Origin of the sequence: Embleya sp. NPDC059237 (genome assembly GCF_042754105.1) — a bacterium.
GTDB lineage: Bacteria > Actinomycetota > Actinomycetes > Streptomycetales > Streptomycetaceae > Embleya.
In genome coordinates, this window is the sequence record NZ_JBHZAE010000008.1 from 351,302 (window position 1) to 366,994 (window position 15,693).

A 15,693-nucleotide genomic window follows, 5' to 3' on the forward strand; every position below is an offset into this window, starting at 1 on the left:
CGGATATCGGTTCATATGATCGACGCGATCGACTTGATCGGACGGGTGCCCGTCGGCGCGACGGTGCCGACGGCCGGCGAGAAGAGACCGCGTGCAGTCGGCACAGGGCAGTGTTTTAGACGGCGGCCTGCTTCTCGGCCCGGCCGATCCCGGCGGTGCTCAGGCCCCGTTGCGGCGGATCAGCCTGCGCCAGGAGATCGCCGAGGTGTTGAGCGACGACCTGGTGACGGGCCGGCTGCCGGCCGGTACCTCGCTGACCGTCAACGAGACCGCGCAACGTTTCGGGGTGTCGGCGACCCCCGTGCGCGAGGCGCTGATCCAACTGGCCGCGCAGGGCCTGCTGCTCGGCGGCCACCATCGCGGCTTCCAGGTCTGCCGGTTCACCTGGACCGACTTCGCCGAGATCGTCGAGTCGCGCCGACTGCTCGGCGTGCCGCTGATCGGCCGGATCGCCCGGACCGCGCCGGACGAGGCGATGCCGGTGCTGCGCGCGCTCGGCGACCGACTCGACGGCGCGCACTGGAACGGCGACGTGTCCGAGGTCGCGTTGCTCGACCGGCGGTTCTTCGGCGAACTGGGTCGCTGGAGCGGCAATCGCCGACTCGCCGACGTGCTCGCGGTCTTCCGGGTCCAGGCCTGGATGTACATCGTCCCCTACCTGCGCGACGCCCCGCCGACCGCATCGGGCTGGGGCCGCTATCGCGAACTCGCCGACAAGGTCGCCGCGCGCGACGCGGAGGGATCGATGGCGCTGATGCGCGACTACACCTCGGCCGGTCGCCGGCTCGCCCGCGAACTCGCGGACGCGCACTGACGCTTGCCCACGGAATGCGGGCCGGCGCGGTGGCGGTACGGTGGCGCCGGTAACCGCCGCGTGGGATCGACAGGACCGGGAGCTGCACCGTGGATTGCGACGTCTGGCTCGTTCCGCTGGTGGACGCGCTGTGTCACAACCCGGAGAATCCGTTCCGCGACGAACTGGCCGCCTACGACGCCGCACTGGTGGGCCACGGCCTGCCCACCGTGCCGGTGCGCACCTGGCAGCCGGGCACCGCCGAGGTGCGGCTCGCGGGCGCGTTCGACCACGAGTCGCTGCACTACCTGCGCCGCGCCTACCTGCTGCATCGCACGGGGTTCCCGGTCACCCCGGTGGAGCGACTGGGCGAGGACTACGACCGCCTCCTGGAGACCTTCGAGGCGGCCGCCCAGTTCTCCCACCTGGTGTGGCACTACGACCACGCCGGCGCCTACCTGCCGATCGACTTTCCGCAACCGCTGATGGACGACCCGCTGCCCGAGGAAGGCGGGCCGCTCGGCTCCAGCCTGGGCATGCTGCGCGAGCTGGAGGACCTGGCCCCGTACATCGGCGTGGACCTGCTCGACCCGCCCAGGCCGACGCCGACCTACGACGGCGCCCCGTTCGCCCGCGAACGTTTCGTCTGGGCGACCCTGTACGCCGCCGCCCAGGAGAGCGTGACCCTGGGCGCGATGGTCGTCTTCGCCTGAGCGCGGGGGCATCCGCCGCCGGGCGTGCCACTAGGCTGCCCGTGTGAAGGTCCTCGTGATTGGCAGCGGTGCCCGTGAGCACGCCCTGTGCCGCTCGCTCTCCCTCGACTCCGCGGTGTCCGCCGTCTACTGCGCGCCCGGCAACGCCGGCATCGCGCAGGTGGCCGAACTGCGCCAGGTCGACGCCCTCAACGCCGGGGACGTCGCCGACCTCGCCCAGCGCCTCGGCGTCGACCTCGTCGTCGTCGGCCCCGAGGCCCCGCTGGTCGCCGGGGTCGCGGACGCCGTGCGCGCGCGGGGCATCGACTGCTTCGGCCCGTCCGGCACCGCCGCGCGCCTGGAAGGCTCCAAGGCGTTCGCCAAGGAGGTGATGGCCGCCGCCGGCGTGCCCACCGCCCGCAGCTACGTGTGCACCACCGCCGAGGAGGCCGACCGCGCCCTCGACGCGTTCGGGCCGCCCTACGTGGTCAAGGACGACGGCCTCGCCGCCGGCAAGGGCGTCGTGGTCACCGACGACCTCGACGTCGCCCGCGCGCACGCCGCGTCCTGCGACCGGGTGGTGATCGAGGAGTTCCTGGACGGCCCCGAGGTCTCGCTGTTCGTGCTCTGCGACGGCGACGACGTGGTGGCCCTCCAGCCCGCCCAGGACTTCAAGCGGGTCGGCGACGACGACGCGGGCCCCAACACCGGAGGCATGGGCGCCTACACCCCGCTCCCGTGGGCCCCCGAGGGCCTGACCGAGGACCTGGTGCGCACCGTCGCCCAACCCACCGTGGACGAGATGCGCCGCCGCGGCACCCCGTTCTCCGGCGTGTTGTTCATCGGCCTGGCGCTCACCTCGCGCGGCCCGCGCGTGATCGAGTACAACTGCCGCTTCGGCGACCCCGAGACCCAGGTCGTGCTGGCGAGCCTGGCCACCCCACTGGCCGGCGTGCTGCACGCCGCCGCGACCGGGCGACTGGGCGAACTGGAGCCGCTGCGCTGGCACGAGGGCGCGGCCGTGACCGTGGTGGTGGCCGCCGAGAACTACCCCGCCACCCCGCGCACGGGCGACCCGATCAAGGGTCTGGCCGAGGTGGCCAAGCTCCCGCACACCTACGTCCTGCACGGCGGCACCCGCCGCGGCGAGGGCGGCGAGGTGTTGTCCTCCGGCGGCCGGGTGCTCTCCGTCACCGGCACCGGGGCGACCCTGGAGCAGGCCCGGGAGCGTGCGTACGAGGGGGTGGCCCTGATCGGCCTGCCCGGCTCGCACCACCGCACCGACATCGCCGCCAAGGCGAGCCGGGGCGAGATCTCGGTCGCCGGCTACCGGCCCCAGGGCTGAATTCGGCCGTTCGGCCCCTTTACCGGTCGGCTCAAACCCACACAGCCGTCCGGCCCCGGATCTCACTCGCAGGGATGGTGTTCGGCCCGAAGCGGCTGAACACCAGAACTCGTCGCATTATCGTGCGAGCACCGCGGGTCGTGACCGACGACCCGGACGAGTGATCCCCGGATCCAGGATCGGATGGGGGCGATGCGTGTGGGCGAGTCGGCCGAACCACTGGCGCTGGCCGAGGCACGCGCGCGGGCGCGCGCGGTGCTGTGGGTGCGCAACGGTGCCGTCCTGGCCGCGCTGACGGCCGCCGGCCTGCTGGTGTACTGGGCCTCGCGCACGTTCGGCGAGAGCGCCCCGGCTACGCTGCTCGCCGCCTTGGCGGTGGCCATCGTGGCCGTGCTCGGGTGGGTCGCGCTCGACCTGGCGCTGGTGCGCCGCTCCGGTGTCCCGGCGGTCGTGCTGGCCCCGGAGGACGCGCCGGAACTGCACACGATGGTGCGCGAGCTGGCCGAGCGCCTGAACGTGCCGGTGCCCGACGGCATCCGCCTGTGCCCGGAATGCGACAGCTGGCTGGAACCCGACCCTCGCCGACCCCGACGCACCGTCCTGGTGGTCGGCGCGCCGTTCCTGTGGTGGCTGCGGGTGGGCGAGCTGCGCGCCCTGCTCGCCCCGGTCGTGGCGGGCACCGAGGCGTCCGCCGAACCGGTGGTCGCCGGTGCCCGCCGCTGGGTCCGCCGCCTCGACGCGGTCGCCGACGTACGGCGCCCGCTAGGCCCGGCCCCGCTGCGCCCGGCCCGCCGGCTCTCCCGCTCCTTCGCCCGCCAACTGCTCGGCCTGTGCCAGGGCCACGCCGAACTGATGGAGCGCGAGATCGCGGTCGGCGCGGCGGCCCTGGCCATCCCGCTGGAGCCCGAACTGCGCGCCACCGCGCACGAACAGGTCGGCCTGGCCTACGCCGGCTGGGACCGCCTGCTGACCCGGCTCGCCGCTCCCGCCTGGGCCATCGGCCGCCGCCCGGACGCGCTGATGGCGGGCGTGGTCTCGGCGCTGACCGAGTTGTCCCGGCGGGACAAGCTCGCCGACGCGTTCGGCGCCCGCCTGGCCGAGCGGGCCGCCGGCGACCTGCTCGCCGACCCGGTGGCCATGGACGGCGAGATCTCCCGGCTCGCGGCGGGCATCTTCGCCGACGGACCCACCCCCGAGCCGGTCTCCTGGGCCGACTACCCCGACGCGGTCATCGAGCCGGTGTGGCGGGCCCGCGCAGCGGCGTTCGCGGCCCCCGTCGACGATGCCCTGGCGGTGCTGCGCCGGGATCCGGACGAGGACCACCGCAAGGCCGCCGACCACCTGTTCGCGGTGGTGGCGTGCGCGGCCCTGGACACCGGCCGGATGCACCCCGCGGTGGACTGGCTTGACGGCCCGGTCCTGGTCGACGGCTCCGGCCGCGCGGTCGACCTGGCGACGCTGATCACCCGTGCCGTCGACGAGCGCAACGACGCCCCGCTGCGCGCCTGGCTGGCCCGGATCGGCATCGCCACCCGCGAGCCGGTCCACCCCGACGGTTCGGCGGCCTGACGCCCTCGGGTCCGCGGTGGGGCCCGTGAAAGACTCACCCTGCCCCACCACACCCCAAGAAAGCGCTGGTTCCGTGAGCGGATTCGTCACCAAGCCCGAGCCGGTCGAGGTCCCCGGTCTGACCCACATCCACACCGGCAAGGTGCGCGAGCTGTACACCGACGCCGACGACAACCTCGTGATGGTGGCGAGCGACCGGATCTCCGCCTACGACTGGGTCCTGGAGCCCGGGATCCCGGACAAGGGCCGGATCCTCACGAGCCTGTCGCTGTGGTGGTTCGACCTGCTGGCGGATCTGTACCCGAACCACGTGTTGTCCACCGACGTGCCCGCCGGCGCCCCCGCCGACTGGGCCGGCCGCACCCTGGTGTGCCGTCGGCTGGACATGGTGCCGGTCGAGTGTGTGGCGCGCGGCTACCTGGCCGGGTCCGGCACCGTGGAGTACCGCGCCTCGGGCTCGGTATGCGGCGTCGCGCTGCCCGAGGGCCTGACCGAGGGCTCCGAGTTGCCCGAGCCGATCTTCACCCCGGCCACCAAGGCCGAGGTCGGCGAGCACGACGAGAACGTCTCCTTCGCGTACGTCGCCGAGCGGCACGGCGCGGAACTGGCCGACGCGCTGCGCCGGGCCACGCTCTCCGTCTACGGCCGGGCCCGGGACATCGCGCGCGAGCGCGGGCTCGTCCTGGCCGACACCAAGTTCGAGTTCGGCCTCGACCCGGCGGGCGGCCTGGTGCTCGCCGACGAGGTGCTGACCCCCGACTCGTCCCGCTACTGGCCCGCCGACCGCTGGGCGCCGGGGCACGCCCAGCCGTCCTTCGACAAGCAGTACGTGCGCGACTGGCTCACCTCACCCGAGTCGGGCTGGGACCGCGTGGCGGACACCCCGCCGCCGGACATGCCCGAGGAGGTCGTCGCGCGCACGCACGAGAAGTACGTCGAGGTGTACGAGCGACTGACCGGCAACCGCTGGGCCTGATCGATCCACACGCGCCGGCCCGCCGAACGCCGATTCCCGGCCGGCCCGACACCCGTCGGGCCGGCCGGGACGGTATTCGGCCCACGCGTCCCCGGCGGACTCGGCGCACACGACAGAAAGGCCGGATCACATAAGTGATCCGGCCTTCTCGTGGAGCGGACGACGAGATTCGAACTCGCGACCCTCACCTTGGCAAGGTGATGCTCTACCAACTGAGCCACGTCCGCACGACTCGGGGCGTTGCCCCGCGTTGTGTCCCCAACCCTACCCGATCCGCGGAGGTGGTTGCCACCGACCTCGGTTCGAGGGGTCGAGCAGAGCAGGCGACAGGAATTGAACACTGCGTCTCCCCCTTGGAAAGGGGGCGCTCTACCACTGAGCTACGCCTGCGTGTGTTCCCCGGTTTCCCGGGTGCAAGAGAACTCTATAGGACCCCCGAGGGTGCCCAGTACGCTCCGGAGTCGGATCATCACGGATGTCCGGGTTTGCCAGGGAAAGTTCTTTCGGAACGACCCCGGCCCCCGCTCCGCCGCGGGCGGGGACGGGGGCCGAGAGGTGGCCGGGTCGGACACGTGTGGTGTCGGTCGCCGGTGCGGAGGCGCGCTCAGTTCGCCGTGTTGGCGGCCTCGAATTCGGCGTATACCCGGGCCGGGATGCGCCCGCGGGCGGGTACGTCCATACCGCGGGCACGGGCCCAGGCCCGTACCGCCGCGGGGTCGGAGGTGACGGTCGTCTGGCGGAAGGGCTTTCCGGTGCGCGCGGTACGTCGCGCGACCGCGAGATAAGGAGCCAGCGCATCCCGCATCTGCTGAACGTGCTCTTCCGAAAGGTCGATTTCATACGACTTGCCGTCGAGGCCGAAACGGATGGTTTCCGTGGCCTCGCTTCCGTCGATGTCGTCGTGCAGGCTGACGACTACACGCTGGGCCATGGCGGTGTCCTCTCGGGTGATAGCACCGAGGCGAAAAACAAAACTACATTGCCGAGTCTAAGCGCTAAACGCGAACCGTTGCGGTGTGGTCCGCTGTTCTCCGGTTCGGTAAGCGCTAATTTACCGGTCGGCGATTCGTTTTCACGATACGCGAGATATTCCTCTCGCCGCGCGAGGGCGGGCGTGTCCCGAGTGTCGGCCGGTTTGATCCACAGCCTGTGGACAACGCGGCGTCGAGTCGACCGCCGGATGAGCCCAGCCGGGGTACATTGCCCGGTTGAAGGCGATTTATTGACATCCGGACCCGGTCGGGCTCCCTGTGGACAACCCCAAAGCTGTGGATAACTCGGCGCCGGGGCGGGTCGCCCGGAGGCGGCCGGTACCCTGATACCGCCGATCCATCGGGTGCCGGCGTCGACCGACCCGATCCAGCAGCAGGGTCCGACCCCCCGTATCCCGCGATACGGACGACCGGCCCGAACCATCACAGTGGGAGTGCCTGTGGCACGCGTCGTCGTCGACGTCATGCTCAAGCCGGAAATCCTCGATCCCCAGGGACAGGCCGTGCAGCGCGCGCTGCCACGGCTGGGATTCGACGGAATCACCGACGTCCGCCAGGGCAAGCGTTTCGAGCTGGAGCTGGAGGGACCGGTCGACGAGGCCGCCCTCGCCCGCATCCGCGAAGCCGCCGAGTCCTTCCTCGCCAACACCGTGATCGAGGACTTCACCGTCCGCGTCGAGGCGGAGGGGGAGAAGTGACGATCCGCGTCGGCGTCGTCACCTTCCCCGGTTCGCTCGACGACCACGACGCCCGGCGCGCGGTGCGCATCGCCGGTGCCGAGCCGGTCGCCCTGTGGCACAAGGACAAGAACCTCCAGCAGGTCGACGCGGTCGTCCTGCCCGGCGGATTCTCGTACGGCGACTACCTGCGTTGCGGAGCCATCTCGCGCTTCTCGCCGGTCATGGAATCGGTGATCGAGCAGGCGCAGGCCGGTCTTCCGGTATTGGGCATCTGCAACGGTTTCCAAATTCTTTGCGAATCGCACCTGCTGCCGGGCGCGCTCACCCGCAACGACCACCTCCACTTCATCTGTCGGGACCAAAAGCTGCGGATCGAGAACACGTCCACCGCATGGACGTCGGACTTCGAGCCCGGACAGGAGATCACCGTTCCGCTCAAGAACGGTGAAGGCGGTTTCGTCGCGGACGAGCGCACCCTGGACATGCTGGAGGCCGAGGGCCGGGTGATCGCCCGCTACCTGGACCTCAACCCGAACGGGTCGCGCCGCGACATCGCCGGCATCAGCAACGCGGCCGGGAACGTGGTCGGTCTGATGCCGCACCCCGAGCATGCGGTGGAGCCGCTGACCGGTCCCACGACCGAGGGCCTCCCCTTCTTCACCTCGATCCTGAAGCGCCTGGTGAACGCCTGATGAGCCTCGACACCGTCAAGAACGCGCTCGAACACCCCGACGTCGAGCAGCCCTTCGCCGAACTCGGCCTCAAGCCGGACGAATACAGCCGCATCCGGGAGATCCTGGGCCGCCGGCCGACCTCCTCCGAGCTGGCCATGTACTCGGTGATGTGGTCCGAGCACTGCTCGTACAAGTCGAGCAAGGTGCACCTGCGCCAGTTCGGCGACAAGATGCCCGAGAACGACGCGATGCTCGTGGGCATCGGCGAGAACGCCGGCGTCGTCGACGTCGGCCAGGGCTACGCGGTGACCTTCAAGGTCGAGTCGCACAACCACCCGTCCTACGTGGAGCCCTACCAGGGCGCCGCGACCGGGATCGGCGGCATCGTGCGCGACATCCTGGCGATGGGCGCCCGCCCGGTCGCGGTGATGGACCCGCTGCGCTTCGGCGCGGCCGAACACCCCGACACCCGGCGCGTGTTGCCCGGCGTGGTCGCGGGCATCGGCGGCTACGGCAACTGCCTGGGCCTGCCCAACATCGGCGGCGAGATCGTCTTCGACCCCTGCTATCAGGGAAACCCGCTGGTCAACGCGCTGTGCGTGGGCGTGATGAAGCACGAGGACATCCACCTCGCGCAGGCGTCCGGCGCAGGCAACCTGGTGATCCTGTACGGCGCCCGCACCGGCGGCGACGGGATCGGTGGGGTCTCGGTCCTGGCCTCGGAGACGTTCGACGCGGATGGCCCGGCCAAGCGCCCGGCCGTCCAGGTCGGCGACCCGTTCCAGGAGAAGCTGCTGATCGAGTGCACCCTGGAGCTGTTCCGCGAGCACCTGGTCGCGGGCATCCAGGACCTCGGCGGCGCGGGCCTGTCCTGCGCCACCTCGGAGCTGGCCTCGGCCGGGTCCGGCGGCATGCGGGTCGAGTTGGACACCGTCCCGCTGCGCGACCACACGCTCTCGCCCGAAGAGATCCTGATGAGCGAGTCGCAGGAGCGCATGTGCGCGGTCGTGGAGCCGGCCCACGTGGCCCGCTTCATGGAGATCTGCGACAAGTGGGATGTCATCGCCACCGTCGTCGGCGAGGTCACCGAGGGCGACCGGCTGGAGATCTTCTGGCACGGCGAGCAGATCGTCGACGTGCCGCCGCGCACCGTGGCGCACGAGGGGCCGGTCTACGAGCGGCCGTACGCGCGCCCGCAGTGGCAGGACACCCTCCAGGCCGACGCGGCCGAGCGGCTGCCCCGCCCGGGCACGGCCGACGAGCTGAAGGCGACCCTGCTCGACCTGGTCGCCTCGCCGAATCTGGCGGACAAGTCGTGGGTCACCGACCAGTACGACCGCTACGTGCTCGGCAACACCGTGCTGGCCCAGCCGGAGGACTCCGGCATGGTCCGCATCGACGAGGAGACCGGCCTGGGCGTGGCGCTCGCCACCGACGGCAACGGCCGCTTCTGCAAGCTCGACCCGTACACCGGCGCCCAGCTCGCGCTGGCCGAGGCGTATCGCAACGTGGCCACCACCGGCGCCAGGCCGCTGGCCGTCACCGACTGCCTGAACTTCGGCTCGCCCGAGGACCCGGCGGTGATGTGGCAGTTCGCCGAGACCACGCGCGGTTTGGCCGACGCGTGTCAGATCCTGGGCACGCCGGTGACCGGCGGCAACGTGTCGTTCTACAACCAGACCGGCGAGACGGCGATCCACCCGACCCCGGTGGTCGGCGTGCTCGGCGTGATCGACGACGTCGAGCGGCGCACGCCGGTCGGCTTCGCCGAGGAGGGGCAGATCATCCTGCTCCTGGGCGACACGCACGAGGAACTGTCCGGCTCGGCGTGGGCGCAGGTGGCCCACGACCACCTCGGCGGCCTGCCGCCGAGGGTGGACCTGGAGCGCGAGCGGCTGCTCGCCGAGATCCTGATCGCGGGCTCGCGCGACGGCATGATCGACGCCGCGCACGACCTCGCCGACGGCGGTCTGGCCCAGGCCCTGGTCGAGGCGTGCCTGACCGGCGGCCACGGCGCGCGGGTGGTGCTGGCGGAGGACCTGGACCCGACCGTCGCGCTGTTCAGCGAGTCGGCGGGCCGGGCGATCGTCGCGGTGCCCAGGAGCGAGGAGATGCGCTTCACCGACATGTGCAAGGTGCGCGGCCTGCCGTGCGCCCGGATCGGTGTGGTCGACGGCGACACGCTCGACTTCCAGGGTCACTTCACGGTGGCGCTGGAGGAACTGCGCACCGCCCACGAGCAGACCCTGAAGACCCTGTTCGGCTGAGTAGGCGGCTTTCCCGTGCCCGTGAGGGGTGCCCCGTGCACCCCTCACGGGCATCGCCGTTTCCCGGCGCCGCCGTCCCGGTGTTCCGCCGGCGCGCCGCCCGGGACCGCGGCGGGGCCCCGCCATTCCTACGTCCCCAGCCGATACGGCCGGAACATGCCGTGCCCGGGCCAGTACGGGTAGGGGATCGTGTCGAAATGTGCGCCCTTTCGCGCGCTCTCCTCGTACGCGTGGTACCTGGTGTGCGCCGCGTCCGCCCAGCCCGCGAAGATCAGCGTGTGGCCGGCCGCGCCCGGAGCGGTGTTGAGCAGGATGTCGCCGGGTCGCAGCTCGTCCCGGCCGATCGGGTGGGACACCTCCGGCAGCGTCACCGTGGTCAGCCCCGGCGGCGGCAGCCCCCAGGCCATCGAGACCAGCCCCGAGCAGTCCGTGCGGTAGCCGTCGTGGAAGCCGCTCATGCTGTAGCCCAGCCCCAGGTCGGCCCACCGCTTCGCCCGGGCCACGATCTCCTCCCCGCCCGCCTCCGGCGCCGCGACCCGCACGACACCCGCCCCGCGACCGATCGGCCGGACCGCGAACGGCCCGTCGTACACCTCCGGCGGCGCGAACGACGGCTCGCCCGCGCGGATCCACCCGTCGGCCGGCCCCGGCCCCGCGTGCCCCCCGCCCGCCGGCGCCAGGTCGAGCAGTCGGGTGGCCGCGCCGTGGTCCGCCTCCGCGTAGGACCGGGCGTTGTCGACCAGCCGATCGGCCAGATCCACCCCGCCCCGCTCGGCCCGATCCAGCGTCTCCACCGCCTCCCGAAGCCGGGTCCGCAGCACCTCGAAGGTCTCAGGCGCCAACGGGCGGCTCGCCGCGACATCGACCGCCGCCACCCGCTCGCGCAGCCCCCACACCTCCCGCGCCACCGCCCGCAACCGACCCGCGAGCGTGACCAGCGCGCCGGGCGCGGCGGCGAACCCGGCGATCACCGCGCCGCCCACCGCTCGTCCAACCACGCCGCACTGCCCGACGCCGGAAAACACTCCGCCGCATCCGACCCCGCCGCCGACCCCACCCTTTCCCGAGCCGCCCGCTCGTTCGCCGCGATGCGGCCCAGGGCGGCCCGTATCGCCGCCGCGTGCGCCCGCAGCGCCTCGACCACGGCCAGCACCGCCGGCTCCGTCGCCGCGCACTCCCGCCGCCAGACCTGCGCCCGGGCCGCGAACGCCTCCGCCGCCCCGCCGCGCCAGTCGACCGCCGTCGAGACCGGCCGCACCCGCTCCGCCGCCCCGGCCAACTCGGCCGCGATCGCCTCGACCCGGCCGGGATCCCCGTAATCGCTCATGCCCCCAGCGTCACGGCACGCCGGTCGCGGCGCGCGAGCGCGCGCCGAATCCGTGCAGAAACGAATCGCCTACTTCGGGCCGAAAACCCTCCACCCCACCCGCGCACCGCCCTCTAACCTGCACCCATGACGAACCGCCCCGCCGCCCCCCGCCCCCGCAAGGTCGATCCGGCCAAGGTGCGCACCGCGCTGATCGCCGAGTGGCGCGCGATGGCCGAGGTCACGGCGCGGCTGACCCCGGCGCAACTGGCCGCCCCTTCCGGGCTGACCGGCTGGTCCACCGCCAACCTGGTCGGCCACCTGGCCGCGAGCGTCGAGGCGGTCCCGCGCTGGCTCGCCGAACCCGTCCCGACCGGCCCGCCGATCACCGTCGAGCAGTGGGCCAACGGCACCCGCGCGCACGCCTCGGTGATCTCCGCCATCGCCGACGACATGGCCGAGGCCGGCCGCACCCCCGCCGACTGCGTCGACGCCGCGATCGCCGCCCTGGACGGCGTCCCGGACACCCGCACGACGATCACCCGGATCGGCCCGATGCGCCTGCCCGACATGCTCGTCACCCGCCTCGTCGAGGGCGTCGTGCACAGCGACGACCTGGAGCGGGCCACCGGCGAGCCCTTCCCGCACGACCGCCACGCGCTCGGCACGGTGGTGCGCGCACTGGCCGACGCGCTCGCCGTCCGCGCCCCCGGACACGCGGTCGAGGTCCGCGTCCCGCCGTTCGCCGTAGTGCAGTGCGTCACAGGACCCCGGCACACTCGGGGCGTTCCGCCCAACGTGGTCGAGACCGACCCAAGGACCTGGATCCGCCTCGCCACCGGCCGTCTGACCTGGGCGGACGCCGTCGACGACGGTCGGGTCCTGGCCAGTGGCGAACGTAGCGACTTGTCCGGATACCTGCCACTGATGGGGTGATCCGCGACCGATCCGGCCCTGTCGTAGACTCGATCACGTGCCACGTGGCGATGGACGACTCAACCACGATCTCTTCCCCGGCGAGAAGGGCCCGCAGGACGCCTGCGGCGTCTTCGGCGTCTGGGCCCCCGGCGAAGAGGTCGCAAAACTCACCTATTTCGGTCTCTACGCTTTGCAGCACCGCGGAACGGAATCCGCCGGCATAGCTGTGAGCAACGGATCCCAGATCCTGGTCTTCAAGGACATGGGCCTGGTCTCCCAGGTCTTCGACGAAACCACTCTGGGCTCGCTCCGCGGGCACATGGCCGTAGGCCATGCCCGCTACTCGACCACCGGATCGTCCGTCTGGGAGAACGCCCAGCCGACCTTCCGGGCCACCGCGACCGGCAGCATCGCGCTCGGCCACAACGGAAACCTCACCAACACGGGTGAGCTGTCCCGTCTGGTCGCCGAGCAGGGCCCCGAGCGCGGCGAACTCAACTACCCCTACCAGGGCCGGATCGAGGCCAGCAGCGACACCGACCTGCTCGCCTCGCTCCTGGCCGGCAGTCCCGACCTGTCCCTGGAACAGACCGCGATGCAGGTGTTGCCCGAGGTCAAGGGCGCCTTCTCGCTGGTCTTCATGGACGAGACCACGCTCTACGCCGCGCGCGACCCCCAGGGCATCCGGCCCCTCGTGCTCGGCCGCCTGGAGCGCGGTTGGGTGGTGGCGAGCGAGACCGCCGCCCTCGACATCGTCGGCGCCTCGTTCATCCGCGAGATCGAACCGGGCGAGCTGATCGCGGTCGACGAGCACGGCCTGCGCACCCGGCGCTTCGCCGAGGCCAAGCCCAAGGGCTGCGTCTTCGAATACGTCTACCTGGCCCGCCCCGACACCACCATCGCGGGCCGCGGCGTCTACGCGTCCCGGGTCGAGATGGGTCGCCGGCTGGCCCAGGAGTACCCGGTCGACGCCGACCTGGTCATGCCGACCCCGGAATCGGGCACCCCCGCCGCGATCGGCTACGCCGAACAGTCCGGCATCCCGTACGGAAACGGCCTGGTCAAGAACTCCTACGTGGGCCGGACCTTCATCCAGCCCAGCCAGACCATCCGTCAGCTGGGCATCCGGCTCAAGCTCAACCCGCTGCGCGAGGTCATCCAGGGCAAGCGCCTGGTCGTGGTCGACGACTCGATCGTGCGCGGCAACACCCAGCGCGCGCTGGTGCGCATGTTGCGCGAGGCCGGCGCGGCCGAGGTGCACGTGCGGATCTCCTCGCCGCCGGTGAAGTGGCCGTGCTTCTTCGGCATCGACTTCGCCACCCGGGCCGAACTGATCGCCAACGGTCTCTCGGTGGACGAGATCGCCAAGTCGCTCGGCGCCGACTCGCTCGCCTACATCTCGCTCGACGCGATGGTCGAGGCGACCACCATTCCCAAGGACCGGCTGTGCCGGGCCTGCTTCGACGGGGAATACCCGATCGAGCTGCCCGACCCCGAGCGGTTGGGCAAGCACCTGCTCGAAGGCATCGAGCAGTCCGTCCGCACCGACGTGGACGGCGTGCAGGCCCTCCTCGGCGGCGGCGGCGCGGAGGACGCGCTCCGTCGTCCCTGATCCGCCGAGTCCGCGCAGTCCAGCGAGTTTCCGTTTCCGGTGCGCCGCGTCGTGTCCCCCTTCCCGGGGGCGCGACGGGCGTTCCGCAAGGATCCACCCCGACCCGAAAGGGCCGCCGCCGTGAGCGACCAGTCCACCCCCACCCCCCGCACCGCGAGCTACGCCGCGGCCGGCGTCGACATCGAGGCCGGTGACCGCGCCGTCGAGCTGATGAAGCAATGGGTCGGCAAGGCCACCCGGCCCGAGGTCGTCGGCGGCCTGGGCGGCTTCGCCGGCCTGTTCGACGTCTCCGCGCTCAAGCGGTACGAGCGCCCCCTGCTGGCCACCGCGACCGACGGCGTGGGCACCAAGGTCGCCATCGCGCAGGCGATGGACAAGCACGACACGATCGGCCACGACCTGGTCGGCATGGTCGTCGACGACCTGGTCGTGTGCGGCGCCGAACCGCTGTTCATGACCGACTACATCGCCACCGGCAAGGTCTTCCCCGAGCGGGTCGCGGCGATCGTCAAGGGCATCGCCGAGGGCTGCGTCCTGGCCGGCTGCGCGCTGGTCGGCGGCGAGACGGCCGAGCACCCCGGCCTGCTCGACCCGAACGAGTACGACGTCGCGGGCGCCGGCACCGGCGTGGTGGAGGCCGACGGCCTGCTCGGCGCGGAGCGCGTGCGCGAGGGCGACGTGGTGATCGCGATGGCCGCCTCCGGCCTGCACTCCAACGGCTACTCGCTGGCGCGCCACGTGTTCTTCGCCGTCGCCGGCTGGAAGCTCGACCGCGACGTCCCGGAACTGGGCCGCACACTCGGCGAGGAACTGCTCGAGCCGACCCGGATCTACTCGCTCGACTGCCTGGACCTGGCCCGGCGCACCGACGTGCACGCCTACTCGCACGTCACCGGCGGCGGCCTGGAGGCCAACCTGGCCCGGGTGCTCCCGGCCCACCTGGACGCCCGCCTGGACCGCTCGACCTGGACCCCGGCCCCGATCTTCGGCCTGGTCGGCGCGCTCGGCGAGGTGCCCCGGTCGGAGCTGGAGAAGACGCTGAACATGGGTGTGGGCATGGTCGCGGTGGTCGCCGCCGACGCGGCCGACGCGGCCCTCGCGGTGCTCGCCGAGCGCGGCGTGCCGGCCTGGATCCTCGGCGACGTGGTCACCGGCTCCGGCCGGGCCGTACTGAGCGGCGATCACCGGGCATGACGAAGGCACCCGCGGCGCCCGCCGTCGTCCCGCGACGGGACGGCGGCTCGGCCGTGGGCGTGTTCGCGAACACGCCAAACGGCCCGGGGTCGAGTAGTCGTCCTACTCGGTCCCGGACCGGGCGGTGTCACTGCGCACGGGCACCCCGGCTGAAGAGGGTGTTTCCTCCCGTGCCCGACGACGAGGGGTGCGGGGTCAACGATGGCGCGATCGGCCGTCGTCTTCCTCGTCCTCGTCATCGTTGTAGCGAGCCGAATACCCCGCGTAGGGGTCGTCGAACTCGTCTTCACTCGTGTCGTCGTCAACCTCGGGCTTGCCGATCGGCAAGTCGGTTGGCGACGACGCGCCCAGCTCTTCAGCCAGACGGCTCAGATCCGTACCGCCGCTGTTGTACTTCAGCTGGCGGGCGACCTTTGTCTGCTTGGCCTTGGCCCGGCCGCGCCCCATGGCTCGACCCCCTCAACGACGGGGCTCACGGCCCCGGGTCTTGACACGCGTTCATAGTCAGAGACGGTTCGATGGCACTTGAGAACCGGCCCGTAGGGGATTAACGGTACCTGCTTCCGCCGCCGGACGGTACGTCGCATGGGTGACAGCGGGGCTCGGACCCCGACCGGGCTATGCCGTTGCAGCTGGTCAGGGGCCTGATCTGGGGTCCTTTGCCGGGTCTGACGA

The 15,693-nt window shown here is 72.0% G+C and carries 15 protein-coding genes and 2 tRNA genes; 11 read left to right on the forward strand and 6 right to left on the reverse strand.

Going from position 1 to position 15,693, the window contains the following annotated elements:
* Positions 1–91 precede the first annotated feature (91 nt).
* The 5 genes from ACFXKZ_RS26375 (at position 92) to ACFXKZ_RS26395 (ending at position 5,375) form a co-directional block, all read left to right on the forward strand.
* Complete coding sequence (locus ACFXKZ_RS26375) at positions 92–814, forward strand: GntR family transcriptional regulator (RefSeq protein ID WP_380003452.1); 723 nt, start codon at positions 92–94, stop codon at positions 812–814.
* An 89-nt stretch (positions 815–903) separates the two neighbouring features.
* A complete protein-coding gene (locus ACFXKZ_RS26380) occupies positions 904–1,506 on the forward strand; it encodes a hypothetical protein (RefSeq protein ID WP_380003454.1) in 603 nt (200 codons plus the stop codon).
* Positions 1,507–1,549: 43 nt separating this feature from the next.
* Complete coding sequence (purD, locus tag ACFXKZ_RS26385; protein ID WP_380003455.1) at positions 1,550–2,830, forward strand: phosphoribosylamine--glycine ligase; 1,281 nt, start codon at positions 1,550–1,552, stop codon at positions 2,828–2,830.
* A gap of 192 nt (positions 2,831–3,022) precedes the next feature.
* Positions 3,023–4,399: a hypothetical protein gene (locus ACFXKZ_RS26390; RefSeq protein ID WP_380003456.1), complete on the forward strand. Its 1,377-nt coding sequence runs from the start codon at positions 3,023–3,025 to the stop codon at positions 4,397–4,399.
* Positions 4,400–4,472: 73 nt separating this feature from the next.
* Complete coding sequence (locus tag ACFXKZ_RS26395) at positions 4,473–5,375, forward strand: phosphoribosylaminoimidazolesuccinocarboxamide synthase (RefSeq protein WP_380003457.1); 903 nt, start codon at positions 4,473–4,475, stop codon at positions 5,373–5,375.
* A 151-nt stretch (positions 5,376–5,526) separates the two neighbouring features.
* Here the strand turns inward: ACFXKZ_RS26395 and ACFXKZ_RS26400 are convergent.
* The 3 genes from ACFXKZ_RS26400 to ACFXKZ_RS26410 form a co-directional block, all read right to left on the reverse strand.
* Positions 5,527–5,602: transfer RNA gene (locus ACFXKZ_RS26400), tRNA-Gly, on the reverse strand.
* 91 nt (positions 5,603–5,693) lie between these two features.
* A tRNA-Gly gene (locus tag ACFXKZ_RS26405) sits at positions 5,694–5,765 on the reverse strand.
* 214 nt (positions 5,766–5,979) lie between these two features.
* Positions 5,980–6,306, reverse strand: coding sequence for an Lsr2 family protein (locus ACFXKZ_RS26410; protein ID WP_126636576.1), 327 nt, complete (start codon positions 6,304–6,306; stop codon positions 5,980–5,982).
* A gap of 495 nt (positions 6,307–6,801) precedes the next feature.
* On the opposite strand from ACFXKZ_RS26410, the gene purS reads away from it, so the two are divergent.
* The 3 genes from purS to purL are packed head-to-tail and all read left to right on the forward strand — an operon-like array spanning position 6,802 to position 9,988.
* Positions 6,802–7,065, forward strand: coding sequence for a phosphoribosylformylglycinamidine synthase subunit PurS (gene purS, locus ACFXKZ_RS26415; protein ID WP_078976147.1), 264 nt, complete (start codon positions 6,802–6,804; stop codon positions 7,063–7,065).
* Positions 7,062–7,739 carry a phosphoribosylformylglycinamidine synthase subunit PurQ gene (gene purQ / locus ACFXKZ_RS26420; RefSeq protein ID WP_380003459.1) on the forward strand — a complete coding sequence of 226 codons (678 nt, stop codon included), beginning with the start codon at positions 7,062–7,064 and terminating at the stop codon, positions 7,737–7,739. The genes purS and purQ overlap by 4 nt, the downstream gene beginning before the upstream one ends.
* Entirely contained in the window at positions 7,739–9,988 is a 2,250-nt protein-coding gene (gene purL / locus ACFXKZ_RS26425) for a phosphoribosylformylglycinamidine synthase subunit PurL (protein ID WP_380003460.1), read from the forward strand. The genes purQ and purL overlap by 1 nt, the downstream gene beginning before the upstream one ends.
* Before the next feature lie 128 nt (positions 9,989–10,116).
* Here purL and ACFXKZ_RS26430 read toward each other — a convergent pair whose 3' ends face one another.
* Positions 10,117–10,986: a hypothetical protein gene (locus ACFXKZ_RS26430; protein WP_380003461.1), complete on the reverse strand. Its 870-nt coding sequence runs from the start codon at positions 10,984–10,986 to the stop codon at positions 10,117–10,119.
* Positions 10,956–11,315 carry a hypothetical protein gene (locus ACFXKZ_RS26435; RefSeq protein WP_380003462.1) on the reverse strand — a complete coding sequence of 120 codons (360 nt, stop codon included), beginning with the start codon at positions 11,313–11,315 and terminating at the stop codon, positions 10,956–10,958. Before ACFXKZ_RS26435 ends, ACFXKZ_RS26430 begins: the two co-directional genes overlap by 31 nt.
* A 126-nt stretch (positions 11,316–11,441) precedes the next feature.
* On the opposite strand from ACFXKZ_RS26435, the gene ACFXKZ_RS26440 reads away from it, so the two are divergent.
* The 3 genes from ACFXKZ_RS26440 (at position 11,442) to purM (ending at position 15,018) form a co-directional block, all read left to right on the forward strand.
* Complete coding sequence (locus tag ACFXKZ_RS26440) at positions 11,442–12,230, forward strand: sterol carrier family protein (protein ID WP_380003464.1); 789 nt, start codon at positions 11,442–11,444, stop codon at positions 12,228–12,230.
* A 37-nt stretch (positions 12,231–12,267) separates the two neighbouring features.
* Positions 12,268–13,824: an amidophosphoribosyltransferase gene (gene purF / locus ACFXKZ_RS26445; RefSeq protein ID WP_380003465.1), complete on the forward strand. Its 1,557-nt coding sequence runs from the start codon at positions 12,268–12,270 to the stop codon at positions 13,822–13,824.
* A 120-nt stretch (positions 13,825–13,944) separates the two neighbouring features.
* Positions 13,945–15,018, forward strand: coding sequence for a phosphoribosylformylglycinamidine cyclo-ligase (gene purM / locus ACFXKZ_RS26450; RefSeq protein WP_380003466.1), 1,074 nt, complete (start codon positions 13,945–13,947; stop codon positions 15,016–15,018).
* Between the two features lie 195 nt (positions 15,019–15,213).
* Here purM and ACFXKZ_RS26455 read toward each other — a convergent pair whose 3' ends face one another.
* A complete protein-coding gene (locus tag ACFXKZ_RS26455) occupies positions 15,214–15,465 on the reverse strand; it encodes a DUF3073 domain-containing protein (protein ID WP_020555620.1) in 252 nt (83 codons plus the stop codon).
* Positions 15,466–15,693 lie beyond the last annotated feature (228 nt).